The sequence below is a fragment of the Pseudomonas sp. C11 genome (assembly GCF_034683865.1).
In the GTDB taxonomy this organism is placed as follows: domain Bacteria; phylum Pseudomonadota; class Gammaproteobacteria; order Pseudomonadales; family Pseudomonadaceae; genus Aquipseudomonas.
The window spans coordinates 13,932-30,416 of sequence record NZ_JAWIIP010000023.1; the positions used below are offsets into that span (position 1 = coordinate 13,932).

At 57.7% G+C, this 16,485-nt stretch carries 15 protein-coding genes and 1 pseudogene; 9 read left to right on the forward strand and 7 right to left on the reverse strand.

Annotation, left to right across the window (positions count from 1 at the left end; genetic code table 11):
• Positions 1-318 precede the first annotated feature (318 nt).
• On the forward strand, positions 319-1,590 hold the full coding sequence (locus VC352_RS24200) for an MFS transporter (RefSeq protein WP_322982051.1): 1,272 nt from the start codon (positions 319-321) through the stop codon (positions 1,588-1,590).
• A 218-nt stretch (positions 1,591-1,808) separates the two neighbouring features.
• Here VC352_RS24200 and VC352_RS24205 read toward each other — a convergent pair whose 3' ends face one another.
• Positions 1,809-2,285: a helix-turn-helix domain-containing protein gene (locus VC352_RS24205; protein ID WP_322982052.1), complete on the reverse strand. Its 477-nt coding sequence runs from the start codon at positions 2,283-2,285 to the stop codon at positions 1,809-1,811.
• A 72-nt stretch (positions 2,286-2,357) separates the two neighbouring features.
• On the opposite strand from VC352_RS24205, the gene VC352_RS24210 reads away from it, so the two are divergent.
• The 5 genes from VC352_RS24210 to VC352_RS24230 all read left to right on the forward strand — a co-directional run bounded on the left by VC352_RS24210 (position 2,358) and on the right by VC352_RS24230 (position 7,462).
• Positions 2,358-3,209, forward strand: coding sequence for an SDR family oxidoreductase (locus VC352_RS24210; protein ID WP_322982053.1), 852 nt, complete (start codon positions 2,358-2,360; stop codon positions 3,207-3,209).
• Positions 3,210-3,375: 166 nt separating this feature from the next.
• Positions 3,376-4,296 carry an NAD-dependent epimerase/dehydratase family protein gene (locus tag VC352_RS24215; RefSeq protein ID WP_322982054.1) on the forward strand — a complete coding sequence of 307 codons (921 nt, stop codon included), beginning with the start codon at positions 3,376-3,378 and terminating at the stop codon, positions 4,294-4,296.
• A gap of 447 nt (positions 4,297-4,743) precedes the next feature.
• Positions 4,744-5,499 (forward strand): class II aldolase/adducin family protein, encoded by a 756-nt coding sequence (locus VC352_RS24220; RefSeq protein ID WP_322982055.1) that lies wholly within the window; start codon positions 4,744-4,746, stop codon positions 5,497-5,499.
• A gap of 39 nt (positions 5,500-5,538) precedes the next feature.
• Positions 5,539-6,423, forward strand: a complete 885-nt coding sequence (locus tag VC352_RS24225; protein WP_322982056.1) for an NAD(P)-dependent oxidoreductase — start codon at positions 5,539-5,541, stop codon at positions 6,421-6,423.
• A gap of 364 nt (positions 6,424-6,787) precedes the next feature.
• A complete protein-coding gene (locus tag VC352_RS24230) occupies positions 6,788-7,462 on the forward strand; it encodes a GntR family transcriptional regulator (protein WP_322982057.1) in 675 nt (224 codons plus the stop codon).
• A 95-nt stretch (positions 7,463-7,557) separates the two neighbouring features.
• On the opposite strand, the gene VC352_RS25635 is transcribed toward VC352_RS24230, so the two are convergent.
• From VC352_RS25635 to VC352_RS24255, 6 genes and pseudogenes are all read right to left on the reverse strand, one after another.
• Entirely contained in the window at positions 7,558-8,325 is a 768-nt protein-coding gene (locus VC352_RS25635) for a methyl-accepting chemotaxis protein (protein ID WP_416340234.1), read from the reverse strand.
• A 90-nt stretch (positions 8,326-8,415) separates the two neighbouring features.
• Positions 8,416-9,504: pseudogene (locus VC352_RS25640) on the reverse strand (cache domain-containing protein); the annotation flags it as partial.
• A gap of 263 nt (positions 9,505-9,767) precedes the next feature.
• Positions 9,768-10,139: a tautomerase family protein gene (locus tag VC352_RS24240; RefSeq protein WP_322982059.1), complete on the reverse strand. Its 372-nt coding sequence runs from the start codon at positions 10,137-10,139 to the stop codon at positions 9,768-9,770.
• Positions 10,140-10,167: 28 nt separating this feature from the next.
• Positions 10,168-10,941, reverse strand: a complete 774-nt coding sequence (locus VC352_RS24245; RefSeq protein WP_322982060.1) for a 3-oxoacyl-ACP reductase family protein — start codon at positions 10,939-10,941, stop codon at positions 10,168-10,170.
• A gap of 16 nt (positions 10,942-10,957) precedes the next feature.
• Complete coding sequence (locus tag VC352_RS24250) at positions 10,958-11,887, reverse strand: glyoxylate/hydroxypyruvate reductase A (RefSeq protein ID WP_322982061.1); 930 nt, start codon at positions 11,885-11,887, stop codon at positions 10,958-10,960.
• 29 nt (positions 11,888-11,916) lie between these two features.
• Positions 11,917-13,002 (reverse strand): mandelate racemase/muconate lactonizing enzyme family protein, encoded by a 1,086-nt coding sequence (locus VC352_RS24255; protein ID WP_322982062.1) that lies wholly within the window; start codon positions 13,000-13,002, stop codon positions 11,917-11,919.
• A 283-nt stretch (positions 13,003-13,285) separates the two neighbouring features.
• Between VC352_RS24255 and VC352_RS24260 the strand changes: the two genes are divergently transcribed.
• The 3 genes from VC352_RS24260 to proX are packed head-to-tail and all read left to right on the forward strand — an operon-like array spanning position 13,286 to position 16,466.
• A complete protein-coding gene (locus tag VC352_RS24260; protein ID WP_322982063.1) occupies positions 13,286-14,437 on the forward strand; it encodes a glycine betaine/L-proline ABC transporter ATP-binding protein in 1,152 nt (383 codons plus the stop codon).
• Complete coding sequence (locus VC352_RS24265; protein WP_322982064.1) at positions 14,434-15,378, forward strand: ABC transporter permease; 945 nt, start codon at positions 14,434-14,436, stop codon at positions 15,376-15,378. The genes VC352_RS24260 and VC352_RS24265 overlap by 4 nt, the downstream gene beginning before the upstream one ends.
• Before the next feature lie 59 nt (positions 15,379-15,437).
• On the forward strand, positions 15,438-16,466 hold the full coding sequence (gene proX, locus VC352_RS24270) for a glycine betaine/L-proline ABC transporter substrate-binding protein ProX (RefSeq protein ID WP_322982065.1): 1,029 nt from the start codon (positions 15,438-15,440) through the stop codon (positions 16,464-16,466).
• Positions 16,467-16,485: the final 19 nt, after the last annotated feature.

The window sequence follows — 16,485 nt, forward strand, 5'->3', positions numbered from 1 at the left end:
TTTCCTGGCACGCTGCCCTTAGTCGGCCGATGTGCTGTTCAGCCATCTCTCCGGCGAGCTGCTCGACTCGGACTACTACAATAGTGTCGGCGCGCCTGGAACCGTCGGGGCGAGCTATGAGCCAGGTCGTTTCCAGAAAAGGTCTGGTGTAGCCGGTCGATCACCATCGACCCCGAGTTCATCCTGCGCGGGTGATTAGCAACGAGATCTCGCCGAGTATCGGCATCGGGTTCTTCCGCTGGGAGGGTTGCCGATCATCCCGTTTTGCTGCTCGCCCGGCTCAGGCGTGGTGGTTGTCGTTGATAAAGGGGTGAGCAATTGCTCGGACTGACCCAGGCGTTCTCTGCACTCTATCTGGCCAGCCTGCTGATGCAGCTCGGCTCGACCCTGTTGATGACCTATCTGGCGCTGCGCCTGACTGCCGGCGGCGTCGCCGAGTTCTGGGGTGGTGCGATAATGGCCGCCAATGCCTTGGGTATGGTGATCGGCGGCAAGGTTGGCCAGGTACTGATCGGTCGTGTCGGCCATATCCGTACCTACGTGGCCTGCTCTGGCATCATATGTGCGGCGGTGCTGACGCATGCCTTCACTGAGGCATTGCTGCTCTGGTTGTTGCTGCGTTTTGTGGTCGGGATGGCGATGATGTGCCAGCTGATGGTGGTGGAGAGCTGGCTCAACGACTGCGCGCAGAGCGATCAACGTGGCAGGGTGCTGGGCATATACATGGTCTCGGCCTACGTCGGCATGATGCTCGGTCAACTGGCGCTGAGCATCGACGGCAATCTTGGCCTGCATGCGTTACTCGGAGTGGTCATCGCTTTCGCTCTGAGCCAGGTGCCGGTGGCGCTGACCCGCAGTACCCATCCGGCCATACCGGGTTCCGAACCGGTTGATCTGCGTCTGTTTTTGCAGCGAGTGCCGCAGTCGCTGTTCACCGTACTGATATCGGGGATGATCAACGGTGGTTTCTATGGGTTGTCGTCGATCTATGCCAGCCGACAGGGCCTGAGCACGGTCGAAGTGGGCCAGTTCATGGCCCTGGCGATTGCGGCTGGGCTGCTTGCCCAACTACCACTGGGCTGGCTGTCGGATCGCTTGCCACGCGCCAGCCTGATTCGCGCTGTGGCGGTGTTGTTGATCCTGACCTGTCTGCCGCTGGCGTTCTACCATGGCCTGTCGTTCGGTGTGCTGCTGCTGTTCAGCGCTTGCATCGGTTTTCTGCAGTTCTGCCTGTACCCGCTGGGAGTGGCCCTGGCCAACGACAACATGGAGCCACGTCTGCGCGTATCGCTGGCGGGGTTGTTGCTCGCTACCTTCGGCGTGGGGGCCTGCATCGGCCCGCTGCTAGCCGGTGCGCTAATGGGGCATTTCGGTCCCTCCAACCTCTACCTGTTCTTTGCCATCAGCGCGGGGGTACTGGCGGTTGCCGTGGGTCAGGGGCGTGTGACTGGCGAGCACCTGCAGGACGATGCGCCGTTGCAGCATCAGGCCACACCCAATGCCCTTGCCTGCACGACCCTGGCTGCGGTTATCGAACCGGCGGTCAGTGTGGAGGAGCGAGTCGAGGAGGCACCCAGCCAGAGGCTCTGAACGATCCATCCTTAACCACGAGTGGGTGCGAAAATTTAGCCAAAACGACGAGCCGGCTGTTTCTGCCTGGCGGCTCGCCAGCGCCCGTGAAGTATGGCTTTGAGGCTTTCAGGCGACACCCTGAGTGATCGTGCAGATTGATGATCAAAAGTCATAGGTCGCGCAGATTAAATGGTTTGTCGATGGATTCTCGGATAGCCCCATTCAACAATGCCACTTCACGTGGCCCCGGCCTCACTCGCTTGACGAACTAGCGAAGAGGCACGCGCGGCTTCAATGGCCGGACGATGTTCCTGAGCCCACAGCGAGAGCACCTGCAAGGGCTCGATCAGAGAGCTGCCCATGTCGGTAAGCTCATACTCAACTTTCGGTGGCACGGTCGGATACACTGTCCGCTTGACCAGCCCATCCTGCTCCAAGCCACGCAGCGTCAGCGTCAGCATGCGATGCGAGACGCCTTCGATCAGACGAAGCAGCGCATTGAAGCGGGTTGGCCCTTTGGAGAGGGCACCCACCACGCCGATGGTCCATTTGTCCCCGATACGGTCGAGCACCTGCCCGAGAGCCTTGCATCTTGCGTGATCGTCGTTAGGCGTCTCGCATCCAGCCGGATTTACGATCTGCGTTTTGGCCACCTTCCTGTTCCTCAGTAGTCGACAGGCACATTTTTGTTCGTTGAGAACGGATTTGTGCATTCTTGTCAATCCTATCGTTTGCGCGCATTTTTGGCACGAACATTTTGTTCTCTACGATAGAAAGGTTATCAGATGAAGATCGGAATCAGTGGTGCAAGCGGCCATCTTGGCCAGAAAGTGTTGTCGTTCCTGGCCGCACATGGTGCGGGCCATAGTGTCATCGGCATCTCCCGAACCCCTGCGACCCTTGCTGACCCAGCCGAAGGCCGTGAAGGCGACTACGACCATCCGGAATCGTTGGTGCGGGCCTACCAGGGGCTTGACCGCCTGCTCATCATTCCCAGCGCCGACCTGCGCCCCGGTGTGCGAGGCCGCCAGCTGAAGGCAGCCATCGACGCTGCGCGGCAGGCCGGGGTCGAACATGTCGTGCTCGTCTCCGCGGCAGGGACGAAGGAGGCCGAGGAGCCATCGATCGGCGCGCCGTACTGGGATGGCGAGCAGCACTTGATCCGTACGGCACCGCGCTGGACCATCCTGCGGATGAACTACTACGCCGAATCGATGGCCGACGAGATCAAGAGTTCGCTCGGCGCGGGTGTCTTGGCGGGCTTAGGTCCGGAGCGCGTCGCCTACGTGTCCCGCGACGACGTAGCCGCAGCAGCCGCAGGGATTCTGGCCGGAGAGGGCCACGCTGGCGCCATCTACAACGCGACAGGTGCGGCCGTCGTCACCGGCGAAGAGCGAGCCGCGATCGTTTCAGAACTCACCGGCGCGCCCGTAGGCTTTGCTGTTCTCACGCAAGAACAGCTCGCTGGTGGCCTTGCCCAGGCTGGCCTTCCGGAACCAGTCGTCAGTGTCGTCCTCGATATCAAGCGTAACTTCGTGGCCGGTGCATTCGACATCGTTACAAATGATGTAGAACGCCTTGCCGGGCGTCCTGCTACGCCGCTACGCGACGTTCTCGCCGCAGTACTGAAGGCGTAGTTGCACAACCGCGCCTAGGCGCATCGACCTCTTCGCTCCCGGCATCCAGGATGCCGGGCGTATCAGCGCGCTGATGGTGCTTCCATCGGACTACTGCGCTGGTGTGGACGGTCCGACAAGCGCCAGTCCATTGATCTAACTTCTCAACCTCGCGGCGGGAAAAATAATGGGAAAAACACACATCATCGTAGGCGCAAGCTCTGTCGGTATCGCAACCGCCAAATTGCTCGTTTCGCAAGGCGAACATGTCCGACTAGTGAGTCGCAAAGGCAGTGGTCCCGACCTTCATGGTGTCGAGCAGGTCGCTGCCGACGCCACGGACGCGGATCAGTTGACCGGGCTCGCAAGCAATGCCGAGGCCCTCTACGTCTGCGCAGCGCCTCCTTATGATCGCTGGCCGCAGGATTGGCCCCTCTTGGCTTCAGCATTACTGACCACTGCAGAACGCACCGGTGCCGTCCTGGTCAGCCACAGTAATGCATATGGTTATGGACCCGTCACCCAACCGATGACGGAACAGACCCCGACGGCCGCACAACATCCGAAGCTACGCATCAGGGCGGACATCTGGCACCAAGCCCTTGCCTTGCATGAAGCAGGCCGTATCCGGGCTACCGAAGTGCGTGCCAGCGATCACATCCAGCCGAACTCCGTGTTTGCTCTCGCGCTTTGCAAGCCGCTTCTCGAAGGCAAGAAGGCGGTCTCGCCCATTCCGCTGGACGTGCCTCACAGTTGGACCTCGGTCGATGATGCTGCACGATTGCTGATTGCGGTCGCCACCGACGAGCGCGCCTGGGGAAAAGTCTGGCACGCGCCCACCAACCCACCGTTGACGGCGCGCGAACTCGTTATGCGATTTTGCGAGGTCGAAAACTTGCCTACACCGAGGCTCTCGGCCATTCCCTATCCTTTGCTGTGGACCTTGGGTTTGTTCATGCCGATGCTGCGCGAAATGCGCGCTACGAGGTATCAGTTCGCGCAGCCCTTCATCCTGGACTCCACAGCCTCGGCCCAAGTTTTTGGCCTAACGCCAATGCCCTTCGAAGAAGCTCTTAGAGATACTGCCAGGATGCTCCGCACGCCATAGCCACCGTCGTTCACCACTGCTATGGCGACGATCCATTGATATAGCTCTGCCTCGGCACGAGCAGAGGAATGGATCTGAGCGACGTCCCTCAGGCTAGTGCCGCCCTGATGTGCATGAATCTGTCCTCTCGCTGACAATGGATCGTTGGTTTCAAAGGCTTGCTACCTTTTCCAAGGGCAAGGCAAGTAGACATCGGGCAGGCGTTGCCCACATTGATATGGCTACTGATGTGCGTGCCCCTGCGGCGAGATTCCACAGGGGCGAGCCCTGTTCTGACGCACAACAGAAGGTCGTCTCACGGCGACTTCAGGGCCGTGGCAACATAAGTCGCCAGAGATAATTATTTGTTGATAAATGATTGTCAACCATTAACCACGGTGGTAGTTTTTGCCCATCCCGCCTTGAGAGCGGATCTATGTGCAGTGACAACCAGCGGAGGATTAATCGATGGCAGAGTTCGAGCGGGCCACGTCGGCCAAGCCGCGTTTTACCCAAGAAGAGTGGAATGTCCGTGTCGACCTGGCGGCGATGCATCGCCTGGCTCACATGTACGGATACGACGACATCGTCTGGAACCACATTACCGCGCGTGTGCCGGGTACCGATCACCACTTCCTGATGAACCATTTCGGTCTGCACAACACTGAGATCAATGCGTCCAACCTGATCAAGATCGACGAGCACGGTAACGTGCTGGACGGTCCGCCCGAGGTGAACACCGCAGGTTTCGTGATTCACCGCGGTATTCACATGACCATCCCGAACGCCTTGTTCGTCTTCCACTCCCACGCACCGGCTGGCCTCGCCGCCACCGCTATTCGGGATGTCGTGCACTATGTGCAGGACTCCTCGATGCTCTACGGCAAGATCGGTTATCACGATTGGGAAGGCCTGTCGGTCGATACCGACGAAAGCCTGCGTATCGCCGATAACCTAGGGGAGAATAAGTGCCTGATCATGCGTAACCACGGCTTCCTGACCGTAGGCGAGACCGCAGGTGAAGCCTTCATGAACATGCACTACTTGGTGCGTGCCTGCGCCAACATGCTGCAAGTTGCCGCCACTGGCCTGCCGCTGGCTGAAACTTCCCCTGCCATGTGGGAAAAGGCTGCCAAGCAATACGCCGCCTTCGTTCCGGGGAAATACGAGTGGCCGGCTCTGCTGCGCCAGGTCGATCGAGTCGATCCGTCTTACAAGTACTGATCAATAAAAACGGCAGTCTGATTCTTGAGAGAGCGCGTTATGAAAATCGCTTTTATTGGTTTGGGTAACATGGGCGGTCCGATGGCCGCTAATCTGGTGAAAGCCGGCTTCAATCTCACCATTCACGACGTCGACCGCAGTAAAGCGGAGGCGCTGGAGCAAGCGGGGGCGCAGTGGGCCGACAGCATTCAGGCTGCCGTTCGAGACGCCGACGTGGTGATGACCTCATTGCCGTCGCCGACCATCATTAAGAAAGTTGCCGGCGCAGAAGATGGTTTGGTTGCCAGCATGCGCGAAGGTGCTATCTGGATTGAGCTGAGCACCAACAACCTGGATTCCTGGCGCGAAGTACGTGCGCTGACCGACGCGAAGGGTATCCGTACCCTCGATGCGCCGATCTCCGGCGGCTCCGAAGGCGCTGCCGCCGGCACCCTGACGATCCTGATCGGGGGTGATGAAAAGGTCTTCGAAGAGTGCAAACCGATCTTCGCAGCCATTGGCAAACGTATCGAATATCTGGGCGATTCTGGTGCCGGTTACGTCGCCAAGATCGCACAGGTGGTGCTCTGCTACCTGCACTCCGTCGCGCTGTCCGAAGCACTTATGCTCGGTGTGAAAGGTGGGGTGCCGGCTGACAAGATGCTCGCCATCATTCAGAACAGCACCGGTCGCAGCTACGTGGCCGATCGCTATGGTCCCTGCATTCTCAACGGCGACTACGATCCGACTTTCGACCTTGGCCTAGCCCTCAAGGACATGCGCCTGACCCTGGAGCTGGCTGGTCAGGTATCGGCTGAATTGCCGATGTGCGAGCAGGTGGAAAAACTCTACGCGGAAGCGGTTGGCCAGTTCGGCGAAAAAGCGCCGCACCTGATGGCAGTCAAGCTGCTGGAAGACGCCAACGGCAAGCCTCTGCGCGGCTAAACCTTATTGGCTCGCATGCTCGCTACACCACGTAAGTGGCATGCATTTTAAGCCCTGGCTCCCAGGGCTTTTTTTTTGCTTGAAACCGGCTGTCGAGGATTATGCGGGAGCGGCATCGTCCAAGCAGACGGGGTTGCAAATGGCGATAATTGCGATGCATGGCGTGACAATTGTTAACAATTATACGATAATCCTCGCCGTATAATGACGTCCATGGGGCGCAGCTCCTTGCTGACCGAGACCGCGATAATCGACGGGGATGCCCGTTGCATTGGCCAATGCAGCCTTACGAGACACCTAGTTTTCGGCGCTGAGTTGCCCTAGTGAACGTTTCCGCTTACTGCCTTTTTATTGGAGTCACCAAATGCCTGGAAGCAGTACGATTTCAAAGCAAAGCTTTGATGTGCAGACGGCGAATATTCTTCGCGAGATGATCGTGAGTGGCAACCTGGAAGCTGGATCTCGGCTGACAGAAGCCAAGCTCGCCGAGCAGTTCAATGTCTCACGGGGCACCGTCCGTGCCGCGCTTCATAAACTGAGCAACGAGGGATTGGTTACCCAGGTCCTCTACACCGGTTGGAGCGTGATCGCTATCGATGCTCAAGACGCTTGGGAATTGCACAATCTACGCCGGGTTCTGGATGGGCTGGCTGCACGCCTTGCAGCCGAGAGAATTGAGCCGGCGGGAGCGAAACTTCTGCAGGCTGCGTATCAGCGCCTGTGCCAAGCCTCCGAGGTGGGCGACCCCAAAGACATCGCCAACGCAGATTTCGAATTCCATAAGCTCATCGTGGCGCTGTCTGGCCATCGTCGCCTGCAAGAGCACTACAAGCTGACGGAGCAGCAAATTCGCGTCTTCATCGCATCGTGCGATTCTGGATACTCGGATTACCAAAACATTGGTCACCGTCATGAGGCTCTGGTCGACGCGATTCTTTCCGGCGACGCGGACGGTGCGGAGCGCTTGGCCAAAGAGCATAATGCAAAGCACGGCGACGCGCTGATCAGCAATATGCGGCAGATGGAAAGCCAGGCGTAAGGTTTCCTCTTTTCCACTGTTAGTGCGGGAGAAGAGGCAGAGGTAAGCACTAAAAGGGCCGCACGATGCGGCCTTTTTTGATTACGGGGTCATCGTCAGGTTCTGAACTGCATCACCAGCCGGTTCAATTCTTCACTCAAAACCGTTAGGTTTTTCGCATCGCCGCTGTTGGAGTCAGCCAGCTCGGCGACTAACTGGGCGTCCCGATGGATTTGGGCGATATGCCGGTTGATGTCCTCGGCGACCTGATGCTGCTCTTCGGCGGCAGTAGCGATTTGTGTGTTCATGTCGCGGATCACGTCCACCGACTCTCGGATCTGTTCGAAGCTCACCCGCGCATGGTCGATGGAGCTGACGGTCTGCTGCGAAACTTCCAGGCTGGCGTGCATCTGTTTGCCCATATCGTGGGTGCGCCGGGCAAGATTGCCCAACAGGGTGTCGATTTCCGCAGTGGAGTCGGCCGTGCGCTTGGCCAGCGCGCGCACCTCGTCGGCGACGACGGCGAAGCCACGTCCTTGATCGCCGGCACGGGCGGCTTCGATGGCTGCGTTCAGGGCCAGCAGATTGGTCTGCTCGGCAATCGAGCTGATGGTGCCGAGGATCGACTGGATATCATTGCTGTCCTGCTCCAGCTGCTGCATGGCCGTGGCCGAATGCTCGATCTCGTGACTTAGGCGGCTGACACTGGCCACTGCATCGTCGATTTGGAGCTGGCCGTCGTGGGCCTGGCGTTGCCCGCTGTCGGCGGAATTGGCAGCTTGGCTGCAGGAGCGCGCGACCTCGTTGGCGGTCATCACCATCTCGTGAAAGGCGGTAGACACCAGATCCACGGCCTCCCGTTGACGCGACGCCGCCTCAGCCATTTCCAAGGACAGTTTGGTAGAGCTGCTGGACGTGCTGTGAATCTGTGCTGCGGCCTGACCGATACGCTGGATTAATAGACGGATGGCGTTGAGAAACTGATTGAACCAGCCGGCCAACTGTGCAGTTTCATCGCGCCCACGCACGGTCAGGCTTGTGGTGAGATCGCCCTCACCCTGAGCGATGCCTTCCAGGCCGCTGGCCACCGCGCGAATGGGGCGCACGATCAGGCCCGCGAAAAAGGCGCCAACGAAGGCGAAGGCCAGCGCGGCAATTATGGCGATCAGGCCAATTGCCCAGGTCAGTTGGTTGGCGCCGGCCATCACCTCGCTCTCGCGAATCAGGCCGACGAACTGCCAACCCAACGGACCCGAGGCATACACGTTGGCCATGTAGTGCTCGCCGCCTAGCTCCACTTCTACCAGGCCAGGCTTCGCTGCCGCTAGCTGCGCGTAGCCATCGCCTAGCTCCCCAAGTTTTTTGAAGTTGTGACCTGGGTCATTCGGGTCCACCAGGACAGTACCGTTGTTTTCCATCAGCATCAGATAGCCGCTTTCGCCCAGTTTGATTTGCCGCACGATGTCGGTGAGTTGCTTGAGCGAGACATCGATGGTCACTACACCTCCCTGGTTTCCAAGCTGATTGGAGACACTACGTACGGTGCTCACGAGTACCACATCGTCGGCCTCCCAGTAATAGGCTTCGGTGCGCAGTGTCTTGCCGGGTTGAGCCATGGCGCGCTGGTACCACGGGCGGCTGCGCGGGTCGTAGTTGGCCAGACTCCGATCGACTGGCCAGACGCTGTATCCACCCTCTTGAGTACCCAGAGCCAGGTAGGCATAGGCCTGGTGGCTAGCCGCCAGACCGGAGAACAGTTGACGCACCGCGCGGTCCTGCTCGCCCTCTGGAATTTGTCGTGGATCAGCGCTGGTGTAGCGCTTGAGGTTCGCATCTATGGTCTTAAGCACAGGATGGTTGGCGAGGTACTCGACGTTCTGCGAAATACCCTCGAAATAGAGCTGCATGGCATTGTCGACCTGGCGAATCTCGCGGCCGCTGCTGTCGAGAAACGCTTGCCGCGCGTCGTCGCGCAGATTGAGGATCACCAGCAACGCGACCAGAATCACAGGGAGGCCTGCGATTGCAGCGAATGCCAGGGTGAGTTTGTGCTTGATGTTCATCCTCGCTCCTTAAATCGTATTGTTTTGGTGGAGAAACGCTTACTGCGGCTGTGCGGCGCGCCAATGGCTATGCGTGAGTTGCCGCCCTGCTTGTTCAAGACAACAGAGGACTTATGGTTGCGCTAGGCAAGGTTGACTCGCTAACTTCTATAGCCTTGCCTGTCCCCCTCAACTACCACTGAACACTTGAACCCTAAATTGGGCTACGGAGAGCTAAGTGTCCTGGAGGTGACTTGAGTGAATGGGCTCAGGGGATGGCGCCGTCAGTAAATCTGCCCGCCGCTCAATGCGTGCCCTTTGGGAATGTCGCGGTACTCGGCAAAGACTTGTTCCTGAGGAACCTTGAATACGTCTGCAACTACGCCGGCAGTGGCTGTCAGGATCGCCGCCTTGAGTTCGGCTGTGCGACCTTCCAGGGCTGCGATGGAAATCAACGGCGCAGCATTCCCGGCATTGGCATCAGTCCATACACAGTCGCCTTCGGCATAGGTACCGGGTTCGAGCGCCTGGAAGATCACCCAGCAATGGTTCTGTGGAATGGAGAGGGCTCCTGCTGCAGCGGCGGTGCATCGGGTCAGCAATTGACTGACATCGCAGTCTTTCGGGGCGATAGCTTGAATGCGGATAGTCGGCATATGGTTGTCTCCTAATGGATTGCTTGCATCACAACTTGCGTCCCTGAATGAAGGGCGCATGAGCAGTCAAACCGCCGTCCAGGACGAACAGTTGGCCGGTAGCAAAGGAGGCCTCGTCCGACACCAACCAGGACGCCAGATTTGCGATGTCCTGAGGCGCGCCAAGACGGCCGACTGGATGCTGGGCTATCACTGCTTCTTCAGCGCTATCCGCGTCTGCCTGGCTGCTCAGGTAGGCATCCATCATCTCGGTGCGAATCCAGCCCGGACAAATTGCATTACAACGAATGCCATCGGCGCCGTAATCCACTGCAATGGCTTTGGTCAGTGCGTGCACACCACCTTTCGATGCGCAGTAAGCGGCGAGTCCTGGATCGGCGGCGAAGCCATCGTAGGAACCAATGTTAACGATGACTCCATAGCCGGTTTTTCGCATTGGTCTCAGGGCTGCCTTGGAGCACAGAAACACGCCCTTGAGGTTGATGCTCATGAGCGAATCCCACTCTTCTTCGCTGGTCTCGCCAAGGGTTTTTTCCAGTTGGACTGAAGCATTGTTGACCAGGATGTCCAAGCGTCCGAAACGCTGGGTGGTGAAGTTCACCAACGCTTGAACGTCGCCTGCGTTGGCAATGTCGGCTTGGTAGAACAGGATGTTGCCGCCGTCATTTTGTGCTTGGGGTTCACTACGGCCTGCCACAACGACTTGGGCACCTTCGCTAGCAAAGCGCTCGGCGATGGCGCGGCCGATACCTCGGGTGCCGCCGGTGACTATCGCAACCTTTCCAGTCAACTTGCCGTTCATATCAGTCCTCTCTGGCTCAGTAACCGCGCACTGGATCGTAGATCGGAAATGGCAGCTCGCCGGATCGCACGCGCTTTATGTTGTCGGTCATCAATTTGGCCGCCGAGTGGGCGTAATTGATGCCAGCAATATGGGGGGTGACGAATACCTTCGGGTGACTCCAAAGTGGGCTATCGGTAGCCAAGGGCTCGCTACAGAATACGTCCAGTGCAGCAGCCTCCAAGTGACCGCTGTCGAGTGCGGCTACCAAGTCTTCCTCTACCAGGATAGGTCCGCGGCTGATGTTGATTACGCAGGCACCTGCTGGAAGCTGCGCGAAGCGCGCGGAGTTGAGCAGACCCACTGTGTCGGGAGTGAGGGGCAGTACGTTGATCAAGATATCCGTGCGCTGCAGGAATTCCTCGAAATGGTCATCGCCGTGAAAGAACTCCACGCCCTCGATGTTTACTGGGTCTCGCGCCCAGCCTGCAACTGAGAAGCCCAAGTCACGAATGAACTTCGCGGTGACGGCCCCCATTGCGCCCATGCCGAGGAGCCCAATCCGGCGCCGGTTCGGGGCGAGGTGTGGATGGCGACGCCAGAGCTTCTGCGGTTGGTCCTGTTGGTAGAGGTGGTAGTTGCGATGGAAATGAATGACCCAATGCACTGCGTGCATGGCCATGTCACGGACGACCAAGTCATCAACCAGTCGAACGATGGGCACTCCTTCAGGCAGGTCTGGGTCGCGAATGATGTGTTCCACGCCAGCACCAAGCGACAGAATCATCTTGAGGTTCGGGTAGCGGCGAAGGTCGCCGAGCGGATGCATCCATAGCGCCGCATACTCGATCTCCGCCGGATCGCCAACATCGGGAAACACCCGGAAGTCCAGATCGGGGATGTGCTTTTCGAGCTCGAGGTGCCAGGTTTCGGTGTTGGCGCCGGCGTAACTGAACAGCAATGCCATGAAAGCGTCCTCTGTTTGCAGGATTGAGGTCAGCGGACGCGGAAGCGATCCACAGCATCAGCATCCAAGGTGAAGCCCAGGCCGGGACGTTGGGGGATAATGATTTCGCCGTCGACGATCTCCATCTTTTCTTTGTATAGAGGGGAGAACCAGGAGACGTGCTCTACAGAAATGCAGTTGGGGGCCGATCCGGCGATGCTTAGGCTCTGTTCAGTAAAGATGTGAGTGGAGATGGGCATGTTATGCGCGGCTGCAAGGCTGGCCGCACGCCGGAACTCGGTAAGCCCGCCAATTCGCTGCAGGTCAGGCATCAGAATGTCGGCAGCCTTCGCCTCGATCATTGCGCGAATGCCATGGCGGGTCCATTCGGTCTCGCCGGAAGCGATCGGTACGTCCAGCGCTGCCGCCACAGCGGCATGGCCTTGGTGGTCATAGGATGCTACGGGCTCTTCGAACCAGCCTAGGTTGTAGGGTTCTAGTAGGCGACCAAGCCGAATTGCATCATGAACCGCGAAGGCCTGATTACCGTCTGCCAGCAATTCGATGTCCGGACCAATCTCCTCACGCACGGCGGCAACACGAGCCACATCCTCTTCCATGCTGGGTTTCCCCAGGCGGATCTTCATGGAGCGGAAGCCTTGAGCCAGGAATATCCTCGCCTCATCAACCAGCTCGTCGATGCTCTGCGAAAGCCATAGGCCGCTGCTCGCATAGGCCTTCACTGAGTCTCGGTGGCCGCCGAATAGCTTGTAGACCGGCTGCCCGGCGGCCTTGCCGATGAGATCCCAGCAGGCGGTATCAAGCGCGGCCATTGCGCCAATGGTTATACCCTCGTGACCAATGGGATTGATCTCACGCCACATGCCCTCCCACATCCGCTCTACATAGTGGGGGTCCTGACCCACCACGTGGTGCGCCAGGGATTTGATCATTGTGTCGAAGATGCTGAGACGGGCCGAGTTGAGAGAAAAGATGTAGTTCTCCCCTACAAGTCCGGTATCGGTTTCCAGATAGACCAACACGCAGCCAACCGATCGAGTCACGTGAATGGCCGTGATCATCGGCTTCTCCAGCGGTACCTCGACTAACACGGTACGCAGATTCGTAATCTTCATTTGCACTGTTCCCGATTCGCTTGGTTTTGAGTGCGCCACCGAGGCGGAGCATCTGTCATGCAAGGGGCTCGGGCATCCGCGTGACGGAGCCAAGGAGCAAACCCGGTTGCTTGGAATGGAGAATAGCCTCATTGATAATGGTTGACAATCATCTGTCATCGATCTACAAATTGATCGTCGACGTACCGCAAGCGCATCTGGCGCGATGATGGAAACCGGCGTGGCTGTACTAACCCATCAAAAAAATAACTAGGGCACCTACGTGCTGGAGGAGGGTTTGAAGATGACCTCTACCGCTCCCGTGGCGACGGCAATCGAATGCCGCAACATTTGGAAGATTTTCGGCTCTCGGGCCAACGAGGCTCTTGCCGCTATCAAGTCCAAGGGGCTAGGCAAAGAGCAGGTCCTAGACCAGTACAAGTGCGTTGTGGGGGTGGCTGATGCCAACTTCAGCGTTAAAGAAGGCGAAATCTTCTGCATCATGGGGTTGTCGGGCTCCGGAAAGTCCACTCTGGTGCGGCACATCAACCGCTTGATCGAGCCCACGTCTGGCGAGATTCTCATTGACGGTACGGACATCAGTAAACTCAGCGCCAAGGCGCTGCGTCGGGTGCGCGCTGAGAAAATCGGCATGGTCTTTCAGCATACAGCTCTGCTTCCGCACCGCACTGTCCGCGACAACGTGGCTTTCAGTCTCGAGCTCCGGGGGGTAGATAAAGCCACCCGTGACCGGATCGCCGACGAGAAGTTGGCTCTGGTTTCACTGGCGGGGTGGGAAGATCGCTTCCCAATTGAGCTATCCGGCGGTATGCAGCAGCGAGTCGGCCTAGCGCGTGCGATGGCAGCAGACCCTCGCGTCCTTCTTATGGATGAGCCATTCAGCGCTCTTGATCCCCTGATTCGCCGGCAGCTACAGGATCAATTCCTAGAGTTAGCTGCCGTGATGAAGAAGACCACTCTCTTCATCACTCATGACCTCGATGAGGCGATTCGAATCGGTAATCGCATTGCCATCATGAAAGATGGGCGAGTCGTTCAGGTTGGCACTCCTGAAGAAATCATCACCAATCCTGCAGACGACTACGTGGCTAAGTTCGTGGAGGGTATTTCTCGTCTGCATTTGGTTTCCGCTAGTTCGGTGATGCAATCGGTTGAGCGCTACAGCACAAGGCATGGCGAGCTACCGCTCGGCTGTCCGGTTGCTGCACCTGACGCCGACCTTAGCGACCTCATTCGTTTAGCGGTGTCCAGCGACAGCCCAATTGTGATTGCGGCCGACGGTCAAACGTTGGGTGTCGTCACTACTAGGGACCTCCTGAATGGAATTCAGGGCGATAGTTGCCAATGTACAGAGGAACTCACCGAGTCCCGAGAAGCCAATTTCGTAGAACCGGAATACCGTCCACACCGAATCTGCAGCAGGAAATTTTCATGAGCGCGTCCGATAAAATTCCTAACCCATTTGACTATGTATCAATACCCCTCGGCGACTGGGTCTCATCCGGCGTGAACTGGGCAGCCGAGCATTTCAGGCCGTTCTTTCAGGTGGTCAGGGTTCCGATCGACTACCTACTGAATGGCATTGAGAGCGGCCTGCTTTCGGTGCCGCCGTTGGTCATGCTGGTCTTCCTCGGACTGCTCGGCTGGCAAGTTTCTGGGCCCCGTCTGGGTTTTACCCTCTTTGCGCTGATGTTCGGTGTGGGCGCGATCGGCGGCTGGGATCCCGCGATGACTACGTTGGCCCTGGTCATCACCTCGGTGCTGTTGTGCATGGTCATCGGTATTCCGCTGGGCATCCTGACGGCCAAGAGTGACCGCCTGGAAGCCATCGCTCGCCCCATTCTCGATGGTATGCAAACCATTCCTGCATTCGTTTATTTGGTGCCCATTGTCATGGTCATGGGTATTGGCAACGTTCCGGGCGTGATCGTCACGATCATTTTTGCCATGCCGCCCCTGATTCGCCTGACCAACCTCGGCATCCGCCAGGTTCCTACAGAAGTGTCCGAGGCCGGGATCGCCTTTGGCGCGAGCCCTATGCAGATGCTCGTGAAGGTTCAACTTCCGATGGCCGCTCCCACCATCATGGCCGGAGTTAACCAGACTTTGATGCTCTCTCTTTCGATGGTGGTGATCGCTTCAATGATCTCGGTTGGTGGATTGGGACTCATGGTTCTGCGCGGCATCGGCCGTCTGGATATGGGAATAGCAGCAGTTGGCGGACTGGGCATTGTCCTGCTCGCCATCATGCTGGATCGGCTTACTCAGGAACTGAGCAAGCCGTTTGAAAAAAAAGGGCGCAAACATTGGTATGAAGGAGGCTTTATCGGTTTGATTCTGGCCTGTTTCAGACTGAAAAAAGCGTCCAGCTACTGAAATCTTAGAAAACTGCCGTGTATCCAAGCAAACAACAAGCATAACAGCGGGAGAGCACCATGAAAGATCTGATCAAGTCGGCAATTGGTTCCAAGAAAACCCTGATCCTGGTTGCAGCTATTAGCGCGGCTACTTTGTCCCACAGTGCGATGTGTGCAGCGTTGCCGGGAGAAGGGCGCACCGCCACCCCGGTCGGTATCCCACTCGATGAAGAAATTTTCCAGTATCAAGTCGTCACGATTGGCCTGGAGAAGCTTGGTTATAAAGTCAAGGATGTGAGCCAGGTCCAGACTCCGATTGCTTTTCTATCCATCGCTAATGGAGACGTCGACTTCAACGCCGATGCGTGGATTCCGCAGCACAATACTTTCTATGAGAAAGCAGGCGGCGACTCGATGATGGTGAAGCTCGGCCCTCTTTCTGAGGGTGCCCTGCAAGGCTATCTGATCGACAAGAAGACCATGGATAAATATGGAATCAAGAGTATTGATCAACTCAAGAATCCAGAGATCGCCAAGCTCTTCGATATCGATGGTGACGGGAAAGCCGATCTTACTGGCTGTGAGCCTGGTTGGGGCTGCGAGAAGATCGTTGAGAAGCAGCTGGATGCATACGGGCTGAGAGCAACGGTCCATCACAACCAGGGCTCTTACTTTGCCCTGATGGCCAATACCATTTCCCGTTTCAAGGAAGGCAAACCCATCCTGTATTACACCTGGACTCCTCTTTGGGTGAGCGGTGTGCTCGTTCCGGGCAAAGACGTTGAATGGCTGACTGTGTCTCACACCGCACTTCCAGAAGATATGAAGGGCATCCCGACTACCTTGCCTGATGGCCGCAACTTGGGCTTCCCGGTAAACGATCAATATGTCGTTGCCAATAAGAAGTTCATCGAAGAAAACCCGGCGGCCAAAAAACTCTTCGAGAGCATCAAGATATCCGTCGACGATATCAATGCGCAGAACCTCAAAATGAGAGATGGGCAAAACAGCCAGGCGGCTATTCGTAAACACGCAGAGGAGTGGGTTAAAGCGCATCAGAGTGAATTCGACCAGTGGATCAACGAGGCAAAACTAGCTGTAAAGTAAAACGCACCAGACCTTTTCA

What these genes read in the sequence shown, in the direction of transcription:
- VC352_RS24240 (WP_322982059.1), bottom strand. Translation starts at nt 10,139, where the DNA reads ATGCCGACTATCCGCATTCAAGCTATCGCCCCGAAAGACTGCGATGTC.
- VC352_RS24205 (WP_322982052.1), bottom strand. Translation starts at nt 2,285, where the DNA reads ATGCACAAATCCGTTCTCAACGAACAAAAATGTGCCTGTCGACTACTG.
- VC352_RS25635 (WP_416340234.1), bottom strand. Translation starts at nt 8,325, where the DNA reads ATGGCTGAGGCGGCGTCGCGTCAACGGGAGGCCGTGGATCTGGTGTCT.
- VC352_RS24210 (WP_322982053.1), top strand. Translation starts at nt 2,358, where the DNA reads ATGAAGATCGGAATCAGTGGTGCAAGCGGCCATCTTGGCCAGAAAGTG.
- VC352_RS24265 (WP_322982064.1), top strand. Translation starts at nt 14,434, where the DNA reads ATGAGCGCGTCCGATAAAATTCCTAACCCATTTGACTATGTATCAATA.
- VC352_RS24250 (WP_322982061.1), bottom strand. Translation starts at nt 11,887, where the DNA reads ATGGCATTGCTGTTCAGTTACGCCGGCGCCAACACCGAAACCTGGCAC.
- VC352_RS24260 (WP_322982063.1), top strand. Translation starts at nt 13,286, where the DNA reads ATGACCTCTACCGCTCCCGTGGCGACGGCAATCGAATGCCGCAACATT.
- VC352_RS24220 (WP_322982055.1), top strand. Translation starts at nt 4,744, where the DNA reads ATGGCAGAGTTCGAGCGGGCCACGTCGGCCAAGCCGCGTTTTACCCAA.
- VC352_RS24230 (WP_322982057.1), top strand. Translation starts at nt 6,788, where the DNA reads ATGCCTGGAAGCAGTACGATTTCAAAGCAAAGCTTTGATGTGCAGACG.
- VC352_RS24225 (WP_322982056.1), top strand. Translation starts at nt 5,539, where the DNA reads ATGAAAATCGCTTTTATTGGTTTGGGTAACATGGGCGGTCCGATGGCC.
- VC352_RS24245 (WP_322982060.1), bottom strand. Translation starts at nt 10,941, where the DNA reads ATGAACGGCAAGTTGACTGGAAAGGTTGCGATAGTCACCGGCGGCACC.
- VC352_RS24255 (WP_322982062.1), bottom strand. Translation starts at nt 13,002, where the DNA reads ATGAAGATTACGAATCTGCGTACCGTGTTAGTCGAGGTACCGCTGGAG.
- VC352_RS24215 (WP_322982054.1), top strand. Translation starts at nt 3,376, where the DNA reads ATGGGAAAAACACACATCATCGTAGGCGCAAGCTCTGTCGGTATCGCA.
- proX (WP_322982065.1), top strand. Translation starts at nt 15,438, where the DNA reads ATGAAAGATCTGATCAAGTCGGCAATTGGTTCCAAGAAAACCCTGATC.